Source organism: Lactococcus petauri, assembly GCF_023499275.1.
Classification (GTDB): Bacteria; Bacillota; Bacilli; order Lactobacillales; family Streptococcaceae; genus Lactococcus; species Lactococcus petauri.
The window spans coordinates 1,528,019-1,543,448 of sequence record NZ_CP094882.1; the positions used below are offsets into that span (position 1 = coordinate 1,528,019).

A 15,430-nucleotide genomic window follows, 5' to 3' on the forward strand; every position below is an offset into this window, starting at 1 on the left:
AAGCAACGAAATTGCTTCTCTACAAAGGTCTTCTGCCGAAAAAAGTTAAATCCATAATTTTCCGTAGTCTTGTCACTGAAGAATTTCGGTGTCTTTTCTTAACTTCTTCTTGGACTTATCTGTATCGAGTATCACTTCACATCAGGAATTCAAGAATTTTTTCCACTAATTCACTATTTTCAAGTGTTTTAAGCGGCGCAGTTTGCGCAAGATTTTTACGCATTCTTTTCGCATAAGATTTTCCTGCTAATCGATTGTCAAGAATCACAACTTTGGAATACTGATTATGGCGCCGATTGACACGTCCAAGAGCTTGCTGCAACTTCAAAGTTGCCATAGGGACATTAAAATCGTAAAAAGGATTATTAAAACGTTTTGCATACTTTTTCGTTAAAATATCATCTGGCGTAGCAAAGGGCAGACGGGGAATCATCAAAACAAGATGATCTTGCTTCTCAAAATCCACACCCTCCCAGAAGGAAGATAAGCCCAGAAGAATCTGCCCTTCTCCTTTATCAAATTTTTTCTTGATTTGTGCAGCAGTCCCATTAATATCTTGAGCCAATACATCCCAACCTTCAGCGGACAGTTGTTCTGCTACAAAAGTTAAAGACACTTTTGCTGTAAAGAGAACGACAACTTGAGCACCCAGCTCAGCAACCTCGGAAATTCTATCCGCAACATAATGCGCGTAAGCCATAACACCTGTATTTTTGATATGCGGCCCATCAGACACGATAAATATTTCTTGGTTATCGGCGGGATGGCTGTCAAATTTGAAGAAACGATAGTCCTTAAAGCCCAAAAGTTCTGGGAAAATAGGTTTGTCTTCTGTCAGAGATAAGGTTGCTCCCAGCATATATACTTTAGTTCCTGAAGGTACCAGTTTTTCAAAATTATAAAAATCCGTACTTGAAGCGTGAACCATATCTCCCTCGCGCCAAATAAAGTTCTGCTCTGGATGTTCAAAAATTTCAGCCAGTTCTTTTAAACCAAGCTCTCTCGCATCAAGAGCGATTTTCTCACTGTCCAACTTTTTATTTTTGAGCTGAAATGTCAAACTTTCCACAAGGCGTTTATTTAAATGCGAATTTTCTATATCGACGGTTTCCAATTGCTCCGAGATTTTAACTGTTTTCTGATTGGCTCTTTCCAGTGTTGTGAAGAGTTGCTGTGCTTCATCCACAACCAAAATACGTTCCTGTAAGAAAGTCTCAGGATAATCTGCAAGACGTTCAATTAGGTAAGCATGATTGACGACTTTGACTTGCGAAATTTCAGCTCGGCGTTGTGCTTTCAGCCAGAAGTCCTGTTCATAATGCAGTTGTTTATTGTTAACATAGCCATCATGCGCAATCTGAGCAAAGTACTCCTCATTGGTCATCACTTTGGAGAGCTCGTCTAGCTCCCCTGTAAGCGTCTCCGTCAACCAAACCAAGATTTTCATCTTAAAAATTTCGAAGTTTTTTCCTTCAGTATTTGCCAGCAAAAGCCGTGAAAATTTTTCTAAAGAAATATAATTCTTCGTTCCTAAAAGCTTAGAGAAATTCACACCAAATTTTTCTTTAAGAATAGGTGCTACACCATGAATCATCTGATTTTGTAGAACTTTAGTCGGCGTTGATACAACAATTTCCCGTCCTTCTGCAAGCAAAGGTAAAAGATAAGCATATGTCTTCCCGATGCCAGTGGGGGCTTCAATGAAAGAAGGGCGACTTTGTGTAAGTTCTTCTTTTATTTTTTCGGCAATCTTTTCTTGATTTTTCCGGACTTTAAGACCCAAACGAGAGATATTTTTAGCAAAAGAATTGGCAAGGGGCTGTCTGTTTTCTTTAACTTTTTCTCTACGGATAGCAATATTATGAACCACATAAAGATGCTCAACGTTGAGTGATGTATAGGGCAGTTGCTCTTTTAAGAATTCTTTCGTCTCATAGAGTAAGCTGTCCGAATGGCGAATAATCTCCTCTAAAACAGCACGCGGAAGCTCTCGAATCTTATCTTGCATCTTAAGCAGTAACTCTGCTGTAGCTAAAGCATCTGATAAAGCAGCGTGAGGCTGATCGTGACGTAAGTCTAGTCGCTCACTAAGAGCTTCCATTCCATACTTTTCAAAGCTAGGAAAAAGAACTCGTGCCAGCTCAACGGTATCTACGCGCGGTAACTCCAAATCCAAGCCTAAAGGAAAAAGACTTTTCATTAATAAAGAGTAATCAAAACGTGCATTGTGAGCTACAAAGATGGTACCTTCCAATTTTTGGCGCACTTCTTCTGCAACTTCTGAAAAGTCTGGTGCTTTTGACAAGCGACGGTCAGACAAGCCTGTAAGGTTAGCAATTCTCGGCAAAAGCGACTCATGTGGGTTGACATCTGTCGTATAAGTGTCTACCACTTCTCCACCCTCGACTAGCACAATACCTATTTGGATAATTTTATTCTGCGAGCTGTGCGCATCGGTGGCTTCTAAGTCCACCACAGCATATCGAGTCATTTTTTTACCTTTCAACTTCTATTTATTTTTATAAGGCTTTGCTTTACTTGGCCGTTTAAAAATAGATCTTTATAATTATATCAAATTAGACGCAATGAGGACAGCACATAGTTGTGCTTCTCAACATACAGCAACTTTGCCCCACCACTTGTTTCGTCAAAAACATGATTTTGCAGTAAGAAGACTGTGAAAATATCGCAAAGTACACTGGTATATGCATTTGCCTTGACACCTCGTGTTTGATTAAGCGCCTCCTGCGCTAAAACTAGACTCCAAAAATAGTTTTTCTTTTACAAATGCTTCAAATTAGAGTAAAATTAGAGTATAGTAAAAAAAAGAAAAGGAGTCCCACTATGCTCGATAATTACAAAAAAATCCTCGTTGGTCTTGACGGTTCTGTAGAATCAACAAAAGCCTTTGATAAAGCTGTTGCCACTGCTCTTCGTAACGATGCCGAATTAGTCATCGCTAACGTCATTGACTTGCGTGCATTTCAGTCTATCTCTGCTTATGATTCTGTCGTAGCTGATGATACACATAAAGGTGCTGAAAACCTCATTAATGACTTTGCAACTGAAGCGAAAAACGCTGGTGTAAAAACAGTAACTACTCGTGTCGAATTCGGCTCACCAAAAGTTATGTTGGGACAAACACTTCCAAAAGAAGAAAACATTGATCTTATCGTTCTTGGTGCAACTGGTTTGAGCTACATTGAACGTATCTTTATCGGTTCTGTTGCTGACTATATCATTAAAAATGCGCCATGTGATACCCTTGTCGTCCGTAAATAATTGTTATATTTCGTCCTCTCGTTGAGAGGTTTTTTATTAAGAAAAAGCACCGCAAAAGCTGCGGTGCTTTTATTTTTCAATCTTTGTCCGGAGTTTCTCAAGGATTAGTTTGTTTATCCCTTTAGGATTTTGAGCCTTCAACATAGCGTATGCATAGCTGAAACTGAAAGGTTTGGGCGCATAAGCGATATAACGCGCTTGCCAATCACTTGGATTCCATTTTTTCTTGGCTTGATAAAGCCCTTTGAAGCCATAGACACCATTCATATTTTCATAAATAAACTGGAAGAGCTGCGTTGTAACTTTGCTACTGTCCTCGTCATCTTGAATATTTGCCAAAGGGCAGAGACCGAGATTTCCCCAAGTTACTCCCTCCTCGCGCATTGTTTCAAAGGCTTGGAGAAGACACACTTCCATAGAACCATTAGGTACTTGCGCTCGGCGGCGCGTAACATCAGCCATATAACCTCTTTCCTCGCCTTCAGCATAAGGAACAAAAATTACAAAAGCCAACATTTTTCCCGCTTCATCACGGCTGTAAAAATAACGGCGACCAAGAGGATTTTCTAAAGCCAATCCTCCTAACATAAAGCCAAGCTCGGGGCCTTTGGAGCCAAACCATTCGTCTGAGATTTCTTGAAGTTCATTTTCAATTTTTATATCTCGTTTTGCGTTTGGCTTGTATTCTTCAACAGTAATACCTAAGCGGCGCGCGTGATTGATATTGGCACGAACCTTTGCTGTTTTCTTTCCTTTAAGGTTAAAGTCTTCTAAACGTAAACAGGCATCTTCACCAATCTTAATCATCGAAAAACCATAAGATTCATAAGCAGAACGCATCGTTTCTGTAATGTCCATAAACAAGATTTTCCATCCATTCCGACGAGAATAGTGAACCAGTTCTCCCATAAAACGAGCAGCATCTTTAGGGTCACAAACGATATCCCCACAACCAACGAGTACATTGTTTACGACGGTATACGCCAACATCCCCTCAACAGTAACACTGAAGAAATAAGATTTTTGACCATCGATAGTCATATAAGCCATCGGATTTTGACCATATTTTTCAACAAGTGCGATTGCTTTTTCTTTTTCACGCCCGCTCAATATCGGGTAATATACCAACGGTTTTAAGATATAATAGAGTGCCAACATCACACAAATCCAAGTGATGATAATCAGGCCAACCATATAAAAACCATGTACATGAGAATTGAAATGCGCTTGCCGAATGTCCATTGTAAAAAGAAAATGCAAGGATTGCTTAAAGATAGAATAGACATCTGGATTTCCTAAATAATCGCGTTTCAAAAAACTTAAACTCAGTAAGGTGTTAAAGAAAGCCAAAACAAGTGGGATGAAACCGAGAAACACTGCCTTTTTTGCATAATTACGGTCCATTGTTCGACTAAAATCACGATAAGTAAGTCCGAGAACAACCAGAATGATAAGTGAAAGGAGTGAACCAATACTAAAAAACCTTTGAGTAGAAATAAAGTTCAAGCGCAGAATGACAAATTGAACGACGATCGTAATAATCCAAGCTGACCTTACCCGTCGGTAGAGATTGAGAGAGACCAAAAGGCCCAAAAGCCCTAAAGCAAAGCCTAAAATATAATGCGGCATGAAACTATAGGAAGGAAAATACTCTCTCAAAACAGGTGATCGATGCAAATAAAAAGCTAAAATTGCTCCAATATCAATCACTACGGACAGGAAGATTGCTAAATTTTGTGCAAAAATACGTAATCTATACATGAATAACTGTTCCTTTATGATAACTTGTAATTGTTAAACGATCACAGCATGTCCTTTTTGCGTAAAGCCCAAACGACAATGCCACAAAATATAAGCGTTAACCCTAAGATGGCCCACATGACCCAACTGATTTCCTGGCCAGGTATGGGGACATTCATTCCATAAAAACCGACAACAACACCTGGAATACCCAAAACAAAGGTTGCTGAAGTCATGATTTTCATGACAATATTCAAGTTGTTGGACACAATATTTGAGAATAAATCACGTAGATTTTGTAACAGTTTAAGCTGAATACGTGTTTCCGTGTAGGCCTGATCCGTTTCAATATAGATATCGTAAATTTTATCAGCAAAACCATCTTCATCTTCTTCACGCAGATAATCAATAAATTTCTTCAACACTTCGAGATTATTGTTCAAAGCATCTTCAAAATAAATAAGGCTGGCTTGAATACCAATCATATCAACAATTTGATCATTTTTTGTTGAGTTCTTGATTCCTACCTCAAGCCGACGACGACGGAGACGAAATTCCCGTAGATAATCATGGAAGTCATGTGTCATTTGATACATAACCTGATAAATAATTTCATGCTTATAGCGTGTAGAGCTATATTCTCTACCGAATATATGTTCTCCCTTAATGTCATGATTTAAAGCTAAAATGACCGCTTCATTTTTTGTCCAAATCAAAGAATAAGGAAATGTCCCTACCTCGCCATAGCTTGATGAGGCTGGATATTGTAAAAGTATCAGATTATTATCGATATCATCCGTTTCAAAACGGGCGTTTTCATAATCATCGAGAATGCCGCTAAGGTAGTCAAAGGGCAGTTGAAAGTACTCCGAGACACTACCAATTTCTTCGCGCGTCGGATTAAGTACGTATGTAAAATTCCTCATCTCTGCCGTAGAGACTAGCCGATGTTCAGCTGACAATTCATAGTTTTTAATCATAGTTATATTTTAACAGAAAATCTCTTAAATAAACGTCTCAAACGCTGTTTTCTCCCATGATTTTCACCTTACTTTTTTGAAAGCATTTTCTAAACCAATCAAGCCATGAAAAATATGATTTATGCTACAATTAGCTTAAAGTTAAGAATGTTCTGACATAAAATTTATTTTAAGGAGGATTTCATATGTCGACAATGGTTTTCGTCAACTTTCCGGTCTCAGATATTCAGGTTTCCACAGACTTTTATGAAAAGCTTGGGTTCAAAAAGAATCCTGATTTTTCAGACGACTTAGTAAGCTGTATGGTCTGGGATGAAAATTTCTATATCATGTTACTTTCGCATGAGCGCTACCAAACATTCATTGGTGATAAAACAATCGCTGATACACACAAAGTGAGTGGTGCCCTTGCTGCCTTTACTCTTCCAAGTGCGGATGCTGTCAAAGCATTCGGCAAACTTGCCAGTCAAAATGGCGGACAATCCCTTCATTTAGAAAATGGCATTCCTGAGGACGTCATGTATGGTCTTGAAGTTCAAGATCCAGACGGTAACTGCTTAGAGCCTGTATGGATGGCTATGTGAGTTAATACTTTTCCTACAAAAAAGACAGGATGTAAATCCTGTCTTTTTAATTCAATTGACTTAAGTAATCATCTGTAGCTTTAAAGAAAAACAACTTTATTATCCATTCGAACGGTGCCTAACTCGTTTGCTTGAGCATCATTTGCCCAAAAGGAAAGATAGCTTTCTTTCCGGAGATATCTACCAGATTCGGCAGTTTTGTAGAAATTTTGCTAAGAAACTATTTTTCAAATAAAACCTTGCTATACTGTTCCCCCTCAAGCATATCATATTGAATCAGCTCATAATCTTCTAACATTTCTTGATGAATACTTGTTTCCTTGTCCACTTTTTCAAGTTTATCCACAAACTGATAGAATACAGGAACTTTCGTATTTCCTTCTTTCATTGCTAATACAGCTAACCCTTCTGGTGTAACAGATTTGCTAACATTTTCACTCTTACGATTATGGTTTTTCCATACAAAATAAGGTGTTGAATGGTCATTAATGAGTTTATTTTCATCACTTTTGACAGGATACTTCATATAAACTGAATTATCAAGAGCAGGGTAGTGGTCGCCATACATGATAACAGTCACATTCCTATCCAAAGCTTCCAATGACTGAATAAATGTTCCGAGCGCTTCATCTGTTTTCTTCACTCCTCTCGCATATAACGCTAACTGTTTTTGTTCGGCATTCAAATTATTACCAGAAATTAAGACATCTTTATTTTCTAGTTTTCCTTTTAAATCTTCTGTATAAGGGTAATGGTTTTGCATACTCAATCCGTGAACAAGAAGGTTCTTTTCAGTAGAAGAACTCACTTCATTTAGTATCTGATCAAATAAAGTATAGTCGCTTAAATACCCTTCAGCATAATAGACAGCTGAACTCGTTTCCTCCATTTTCAAGAGGTCTTCTCTGCCAGTAAACTTAGAAAATCCTAGGTTGGGTAGAACGTCAGCACGGTGATAACCTGTTTTCATATGCGTATGTATGGCGATATTGTCACCTTTATATTGAGCAATACTCTGGTTTCTATCTGGATTTTGATTCATATAATCAAAGGCATTTATTTGTTGATTAAAAAATGAATAACTAAAACCAGTTAAGACACTGAACTCAACATTTGTTGTTCCACCACCAAACATAGTAGATTGTAAATAACCACCTGATGCATTTTGTAGTTTTCGAAAATTAGGCATGGGATCTTCTTTCCATGATATACCAGAAAAGCTTTTAGGATCTGCTAAAGATTCACTCAATACAGTAATAACGGTCTCATCGTCTTTACCAAAATTTTTCTTTGTAGAAAACTCTTCTTCATATTTTTTTACAATTTTCTCCATCTTCTCTTGAGAATACTGATTCAAAATTCCACTAGAAGACATTGCATCTACTTCTCTACTACTAATAAAATACACTAAACTTCCCTGTTCCTCAAAGCTTCTGGAATGAACTGTGGTCACAAAAACTTTTCCCACCAATACTAAAATAGTTACTAATCCTATCCCACCTATAAGTATCTGTCTCATCCGTGTTTGAAAGGTCAATATAGATATTTTCTTCGGGTGCATAAAGTAAAACAGTAACACCACAATAACAAAGGATAAAATAATATAGGGATAGTTTTGTTTCAAGTACATGTTCCATACAACATCCCAAAAAAGTCCACTGTTAAAGTCGGCCCACATGACAGGTACACCAGTCGTATTCATTTTAATTGAAGAGCCAATATAAATTAACGCATTTATTAGGGAGAATAGCAGTAAGCCGAACTGGTATTCGAATATTCCTACTAACACAATAGATAAACTCGTTAAAAGTAAAGTTGTGATCAGCATAAAAACTATGCTTTCCATTGTTATGCTATCTGCCAAACCAGAGTGCATGTAACAAATGGAAAAAAATAAAATCATAGTACCTTCATTTATTATGCGTATCCTGCTTGAATGAAATAATTTATAAAAGGAAAGTAAATAAATTGTCTCCAGTACTATTATAAGTATATTTAAAAGTATAAACAAAGGTTATTCCTCATTTGTATCAAGTAATTTTTAGTATAAACTACTTGATAAATTCTTTCTCTAAAATTTCCATAATCCTTTCTGATGAAAGTCCATCGCCATATGGATTTTGTGCTTTAGACATCTTCATATATTCACTTGTACTTTCTAAAAGAATTTTTATTTGTTTCTCAACCTGTTCTGTTTCTGTTCCGACCAGCTTCAGAGTTCCTGCTTTTACTCCTTCTGGACGCTCTGTTTCATTTCGTAAAACCAGAACTGGCACACCTAGTGAAGGGGCTTCCTCCTGAATTCCTCCTGAATCTGTTAGAATGAGAAAACTACGAGCGGCTATATTATGAAAATCATAAACTTCTAATGGTTCAATTAAATGTACATTTTCCACATCATCAAACGCTTCTTTCGCTGCATGACGTACGATGGGGTTAAGATGGACTGGAAAGACCACCTCCACTTCATCTTTGTAATCCTTTGCAATATTTTTGACAGCGTCAAAGACATCCAACATGGGTTGTCCTTGATTTTCCCGACGATGCATCGTTAACAAAATTATTTTTTTGTCCGTTTTCCCGATTTTCTCAAGAAGTGGATGATAATAGTTTGTTTTTAGAGTGTATTGCAATGCATCGATAACTGTATTACCTGTAATAAATATTTTTGATTCCTCATGGTTTTCCAAAAGGAGATTTGCTTTACTTTTTTCAGTAGGAACAAAGTATAAATCAGAAAGTACATCTGTTATCTGTCGATTCATTTCTTCTGGAAAAGGACTGTATTTATCCCAAGTTCTTAATCCTGCTTCGACATGCCCGATTGGGATTTGATGATAGAAGGCAGCTAAACTAACAGCAGCTGTCGTTGTGGTATCTCCATGAACTAAAACAATATCGGGTTTTTCTTTTGTTAATACCTCCTCCATTTCTTCTAATATCCGTGACGTTATTTGGGACAACGTCTGTTCTTTACGCATGATATTCAAATCATAATCAGGTCGAACTTCAAAATATCCTAGCACTTGATCCAGCATTTCTCTGTGTTGAGCTGTAACAACTGTAACCGGTGTGAAAGCTGAATTATACTTCATTTTTTTGACAATAGGTAACATCTTTATCGCTTCTGGTCTTGTCCCAAAAGCAATCATAACTTTTATTTTCTTCATAACTGTAAATCCTTATCTATAATGAATAAGAAACAGCCTAACCACTCTATTGATTGTAGAGTAACTCAGGCTGATTCAATAAATATTAATAATCTTTTTTAATTAAATACTCAAGAAAAAGAAGACGAGCATTGCGACTAAAAAACCAGTGAAAGCTACATTTAATTTTAGTTTTTGTTTATTTTGTTTTCTCATTTTTTATCCTTTTTTATTTCTCAAATGATGCACTATGTGCTGTTTTTTTCCAGTTGTTTTGCGGCTTAAACCATGTAAAGAATCCCACAATTTGCGCAAGCATATAAGTTAATGAATTCCATATGAATGCAACGATCAAGCGAAAGTAGAATAGAATACGTGCTACAATCCCATCTTTCTTTTCAAAATATGGCTCGGCCTCTTGAACAAAGTAAATCGTCGGCAAAATTAGGAAATTCAAGATTTCAATAACCACCCAGAATCGGAGCAGTGAGAAAAGATCAGGGAAATAAGCAAACAGCCTACTATCTAAAGCTGAAAAAATCAAAATCATCAAAAATGCTATTGGACGAACCATCGAATAAGAATAGAACAAAGTCTCTAATTTGCTAAGAAACTCACCAAAAGAACGAGATTTGAACATAGTTTTAATTTGCTTAAGAGTTGTAGAAAAAGCTACAAACCAATGTCCCTGAGCCCAGCGTGTGCGCTGATTATGACTCGCAATGAAGGAATTAGGCTTTTCATCATGTACTATCGCAAAATGATTCCAGCCACTTTTCTTCCCAGCCATCGAAAGTTCCACTTGGAGTTCAAAATCTTCAGTATAGCTCCGTGGATTCCACCCTCTCTCAGCTAAATATTCCGTATCAAGAACAAAGCCAGTTCCGCCAATCGCAGCATTCCAACCTAAACGATAGTTTGCATATTGTACTGCACGGTTAGTGATAAAATATACAGCCGCATAGCCAGAAGCAGTTATTGATGAGGCGACATTTTTCATTCCTAAATATCCCTGAACTGCAGTAAATTCTGGATGAGCAATCAACTGCGAATTCATTTCTTTTAAATAGTTAGAATCGACAATATTATCTGCATCAATAAAAGCAATATAATCATAATTTTTCCAATGATTCGATGCAACGTATTTTGCAATGGCATGTGGTTTCCCACGCGGTTCATCAGGTTTCGAAATATTTTCAAATAGTGTAACCTGATCAAAAAGATTTAAAATATCTACAGTTTTGTCTGTACAGTTATCCGCAATGACTACAATATCATAAAGAGCATTGTCATAGTTTTGAGCAATCAAACTTTCAACTGTTTTAGCAATAACTGCTTCTTCATTATGAGCTGGCACGACAAAAACAAACTTCTTTTTGTCAGCAATAATCCTATAATCTCTTTTAGGTTTTTTCAATCCAAAAATTGAAAGAGATGTGAAATAGACAAGATTAGCAAATACGATAATTACTAAGATTATACTTATCCATTTCAAGGGTAGAAATAAATAATTAGGTAGGGTAAACATTTTTCTCCTTACTTCCATAAAAAAGTGTATCATTTCTGAAAATGATACACTTGTGATTAACAAAGTTTTTATTTAAGAACTTCTGTCAATAGTGTTTTTCCGTCAGCATCAGTATAAACTAATTCATAGGTATATTTGGCTTGATCTGAGTATGCATTTGGCACAATCGCTTGGAAAGATTGTGATTCATCTACATCTACAGGAATTCCCCATGAGCTTGCGAAGTTTTGAATGTTACGTGTGTCGACTGTTTCTCCTGATGCATCTTTGATGATTAATTTCTTAGTCACATCTGTGAGTTGAGCTGATGTATTCACATAACCTTCAAAGACCAATTGATCAGAAGTGTTCCAGTATTTATTAAAGACTTGAACTGAAGCTTCTGTATCTTTAGTGATAGTGAAACCTGGTTTGTTATCAATAACTTTTGGTGTTACAGTATTACGTTCAATAACAACTTCCTCAAGATCTGCATAGTTGTCATGCATAGGACCCATGAAAGAAACTACCTGATCCAAAGCTAAATCAATTGTTTCTTTAGTTTCTCCGTCAATGGCAACCGTTAATTGAAGTGTATACTCACCCGCATCAAGTTTACTCAAAACATCATTGCTAATAATAATTTGGTAACCGTTATAGCGTGATGAATCATACCAGTTTGTATTTGCAGCTTGGATTCCCTCTGTTACAACTTCACCAGTGGTGTGATTTACGAGTTGTGCTGTTTTTGTTACACGTGATCCATCTGACATATCCCAACCTTGATTGTCAATTTGACCTTCATAGACTAAGCCATAATTTTGCCAATAACCGTTTTTGAAGTTAGAAGCAGTTGTAAAGACTTGTTCTTGAACTTTCACAGAAGTTTCTGAACTGAGTTTATCTTCTTTACCTTCTTGATGCCCTACAACTTGCACAGAAACAGTTTGTCCTTCTTTAAGATCTACTGTTTCAGGTAAGGCAATAGTATAGCCACCTTGGTTAGCCTCTACTTTATTGCGTGCTACTTCTTCTCCGTCAACCTTAGCGATGATTTCATAATTTCGGCCATAAGAACTGTCTTCCTTTGGAAGTTCTCCTGTAATGCCATCAGCATGAGCGAAGACTTCATCTAGGGAAGCCGGAGCTACAGTCCATTCATCATAGTGAGACGAATCGCTGACAATTACTTCATCTGATGTTGCAGTTTTATCTGCCTTACCGCTTTGGTGACCAGTTACTGTAGCTGTAACTTTATCACCTTCTTTTAGTGAAATTTCTTTTGTTGCAAAAGTGCCATCAGTAGCAACTGTTGCAGCTCCTTGTGTCTCACCATTTACAAACACTTCTACATCATAGGTGCGGCCAAATTCTTTATTTTGTTCACCGATAGTACCAGTAACAGCTACTTTACCATCTTCCAGTGCGTTAACAGTTGGTTTGTTCACTTTCCAACCTGCATAGTTTGAAGCATCACTAACGATTACTTCAGCTGATGTCGCTGTTTTATCTGCTTTACCATCTTGGTGACCAGTTACTGTAGCTGTAACTTTATCATCTTCATTGAGGACAATTTTATCAGCTTTAAAACTTCCATCGGATGCAACTTCTGCTTTACCTTTAGAAATGTTATTTACAAAGACTTCGACGTCATAAGTGCGACCAAATTCTTTGTTTTGTTCACCAATATTACCTGTGATTTCTGTGTCAGTATCTTTAAGTGCATTTACAGTTGGTTTGTTCACTTCCCAATCGTCGTAGTTTGTGGCATCTGTAACAGTTTCAACTGTCGCTCCACTTTCTTTATCTTCACGATTATCTTGTGATCCAATCACTGTGGCAGAAACTTGTGAACCTTCTTTTAAGACCACTTCTTTAAGTTCAAAAGAACCATCCGCTTTTGGTTTAACATAAATTGGTTCTCCACCGTCAATTGAAAGTGCGACCTTATATGTCCGTCCTGCTTCAATATTTTGCTCACCAATATTACCTGTAATTACAGTATCTGTATCTACCATTTTATTAAGCTGAGGTTTATTTACTTCCCAAGAAGCATAACCTGTATTGTCACTCACAATTAACTCAGATTCAACGCTCTTATCATCATAGACGACATTATTTTCACCATTAGGTTGATGTCCTGTAACAACTGCTTTAATCTTATCACCATAATTCAATGTTCCCTCTTTAAGATCTTTTAAATCTGTAAGAGAGTAGCTGTAGTTATATGATTTTAAAGCAACATCAATATCTTTGTCATCAATGACAAGCTCATCACCAATGTAAACTTTAAGATCATAAGTGCGTCCAGCTGCACGGTTTTGAATCGGAACATAACCACTAATAACAGTTGCACCCTCATACAGTGGGCCATTAATTACTGCTTTTTGTACCTCCCAATCATCGTAACCTTCATTATCTTGACTCGTTACGACTGTGGTAATTTCAGTACTTTCTTTATCTGGCTCACCTGGTTGAGATCCAACAATTTTTGCTTTCACCACATCGCCTTCTACTAAACCACTAAGATATGGAACATTTGTGTCTGTTTCATCCTTAACAGCTTTATTATAAACTTCTTGATCGTTTACTGTAACAATCAGTTTATAAGAGCGGTTAAGTTGTTGATTTTGTACTGGTGCATGGAAAGGAATGATCAAGTCATCTTCATAAAGTATTGGAACAGATGGCTCCGCTACTTTCCAATCTTCCCAAGAAACAATGTTTGTTGCATCACTTGCATGTGTGGTAGCTGAATATTTTGTAGGTCGTACACCATTAATATTTTCATATTTTTCTTTACCACGTACACGTGCAGTAACCACATCACCAGGATTTAAATAACTTCCAAAGTCAAAATCCCAATCCCCTTTTTTAATAGTTTCACCACGAGAATTAGTTCCACCGTCTTCTGATGCCATCTGGATGTATTTAAATGGTGTACCATTAACCATCAATTCAATGTCATAATCTGTAGGATGTTCATTAATTTCATCTTGAAGACCATTTCCATAGAAGTATGAATTCTTTTCAGTTAGATAATAAAGTGTCGTATCTTCTACCGGATTCTCAATCCATGAATCTAAAATGTCATCACTTGAGACACTACCAACAATTTTATTTGTGAAACCAATAGCCATCGAGTTAGCGTCTGTTTTAGCTGTGATGCTATAGTTAGGTTTACGTTCTACGAGACGTCCTGTATCTTTAGCCCATTGTCCCAAATCAATTTTCATATCTACTTCGATGTCAATACCAGAGGCAATTTGGACTGTATATTGTGCTGTTTTATAATAAATAACCTTATGTTTGCTATCATAATTCATTGTTTCCGAATTCAACCATGAACTTTTATCCCATAGGTCTTTTTGTATATCCATGGTTTTTGTTCCACCCAAGAGACTGTCTTTGGATCTTTCCACTGTACCACTGATATATTTTTGGAAATCTTTTGTATTGAAGAACTCATCTGCAATATCTGAATCAATAGAAATCTCCTGACGGTAAGCTTGTAATGCTGCTGTACCATTACCATGAGATTTTGTATGGATATGTAAAGTATCCGCGTCTGCTTCTAATTCTTTGTACGTATCTTTGAAAGTTGTAAGACCGATTGCTGGTGAAATACCAGAGTAATTATTTGTTGTTGAATCTGCATTTAAAGCTGTAATATTTGCTCCAGATACTTGAGTAACTGGTGTGCTAATAATTTGTTCTTGTTTCACACCTGCCTTTTTATCTTCTGTACCATAAGTTGAGCTATATGCCACAACTCCTAATATACCTGGGATAAGCAAAACTCCTGCAACGTAATATTTACCATTTTTTTTCAATCTTGAATCTCCTTTTTATTTCTTGTGATTATTTAAGAAGCGGTTTTATGTGTTTTTCAATATAATTCGGATTTTTCTGACAATTAAGTATTAGAAAGCTAGATTAAACCTGATTTTTTGATAAATAACGAATATAGACAATTTTTAAATATTGACTCCTAATTCCATTTGATATAAACTAAAGAAGTGATTTTTAAGGATTAACACACCCGTTACATTTTATGAGTATCAATTAAATCCGAATTATACTGACACACCTATCATCCCTGTTATACTGGGATTTTCTAAACATTGTTACTTAAATATCAAGATTTTTTTCTAATATTTCTTAAAAAAAAAGAAAAAAATTACCACG

9 protein-coding genes are annotated in these 15,430 nt (G+C 36.6%); 2 read left to right on the forward strand and 7 right to left on the reverse strand.

Annotation, left to right across the window (positions count from 1 at the left end):
* Positions 1-136: 136 nt before the first annotated feature.
* Positions 137-2,491 (reverse strand): helicase C-terminal domain-containing protein, encoded by a 2,355-nt coding sequence (locus tag lgb_RS07390; RefSeq protein WP_019294319.1) that lies wholly within the window; start codon positions 2,489-2,491, stop codon positions 137-139.
* A gap of 353 nt (positions 2,492-2,844) precedes the next feature.
* Here lgb_RS07390 and lgb_RS07395 point away from each other — a divergent pair, with 353 nt between their 5' ends.
* Positions 2,845-3,282 (forward strand): universal stress protein, encoded by a 438-nt coding sequence (locus lgb_RS07395; protein ID WP_003133021.1) that lies wholly within the window; start codon positions 2,845-2,847, stop codon positions 3,280-3,282.
* A gap of 69 nt (positions 3,283-3,351) precedes the next feature.
* Here lgb_RS07395 and lgb_RS07400 read toward each other — a convergent pair whose 3' ends face one another.
* Both lgb_RS07400 and lgb_RS07405 read right to left on the reverse strand, forming a co-directional pair.
* On the reverse strand, positions 3,352-5,043 hold the full coding sequence (locus tag lgb_RS07400) for a bifunctional lysylphosphatidylglycerol flippase/synthetase MprF (RefSeq protein ID WP_242810690.1): 1,692 nt from the start codon (positions 5,041-5,043) through the stop codon (positions 3,352-3,354).
* Between the two features lie 41 nt (positions 5,044-5,084).
* Positions 5,085-6,002: a magnesium transporter CorA family protein gene (locus tag lgb_RS07405; protein ID WP_003133025.1), complete on the reverse strand. Its 918-nt coding sequence runs from the start codon at positions 6,000-6,002 to the stop codon at positions 5,085-5,087.
* A 185-nt stretch (positions 6,003-6,187) separates the two neighbouring features.
* Here lgb_RS07405 and lgb_RS07410 point away from each other — a divergent pair, with 185 nt between their 5' ends.
* Entirely contained in the window at positions 6,188-6,586 is a 399-nt protein-coding gene (locus lgb_RS07410; RefSeq protein WP_019294321.1) for a VOC family protein, read from the forward strand.
* Positions 6,587-6,806: 220 nt separating this feature from the next.
* Here lgb_RS07410 and lgb_RS07415 read toward each other — a convergent pair whose 3' ends face one another.
* The 4 genes from lgb_RS07415 to lgb_RS07430 form a co-directional block, all read right to left on the reverse strand.
* Entirely contained in the window at positions 6,807-8,489 is a 1,683-nt protein-coding gene (locus lgb_RS07415) for an LTA synthase family protein (RefSeq protein ID WP_081252683.1), read from the reverse strand.
* 148 nt (positions 8,490-8,637) lie between these two features.
* A complete protein-coding gene (gene wecB / locus lgb_RS07420) occupies positions 8,638-9,756 on the reverse strand; it encodes a non-hydrolyzing UDP-N-acetylglucosamine 2-epimerase (RefSeq protein ID WP_019293234.1) in 1,119 nt (372 codons plus the stop codon).
* Positions 9,757-9,964: 208 nt separating this feature from the next.
* Positions 9,965-11,230 carry a glycosyltransferase family 2 protein gene (locus lgb_RS07425; RefSeq protein WP_249663192.1) on the reverse strand — a complete coding sequence of 422 codons (1,266 nt, stop codon included), beginning with the start codon at positions 11,228-11,230 and terminating at the stop codon, positions 9,965-9,967.
* A gap of 101 nt (positions 11,231-11,331) precedes the next feature.
* Positions 11,332-15,075 (reverse strand): hypothetical protein, encoded by a 3,744-nt coding sequence (locus lgb_RS07430; protein ID WP_019293232.1) that lies wholly within the window; start codon positions 15,073-15,075, stop codon positions 11,332-11,334.
* Between the last annotated feature and the right edge of the window lie 355 nt (positions 15,076-15,430).

What these genes read in the sequence shown, in the direction of transcription:
- lgb_RS07390 (WP_019294319.1), bottom strand. Translation starts at nt 2,491, where the DNA reads ATGACTCGATATGCTGTGGTGGACTTAGAAGCCACCGATGCGCACAGC.
- lgb_RS07395 (WP_003133021.1), top strand. Translation starts at nt 2,845, where the DNA reads ATGCTCGATAATTACAAAAAAATCCTCGTTGGTCTTGACGGTTCTGTA.
- lgb_RS07400 (WP_242810690.1), bottom strand. Translation starts at nt 5,043, where the DNA reads ATGTATAGATTACGTATTTTTGCACAAAATTTAGCAATCTTCCTGTCC.
- lgb_RS07405 (WP_003133025.1), bottom strand. Translation starts at nt 6,002, where the DNA reads ATGATTAAAAACTATGAATTGTCAGCTGAACATCGGCTAGTCTCTACG.
- lgb_RS07410 (WP_019294321.1), top strand. Translation starts at nt 6,188, where the DNA reads ATGTCGACAATGGTTTTCGTCAACTTTCCGGTCTCAGATATTCAGGTT.
- lgb_RS07415 (WP_081252683.1), bottom strand. Translation starts at nt 8,489, where the DNA reads ATGATTTTATTTTTTTCCATTTGTTACATGCACTCTGGTTTGGCAGAT.
- wecB (WP_019293234.1), bottom strand. Translation starts at nt 9,756, where the DNA reads ATGAAGAAAATAAAAGTTATGATTGCTTTTGGGACAAGACCAGAAGCG.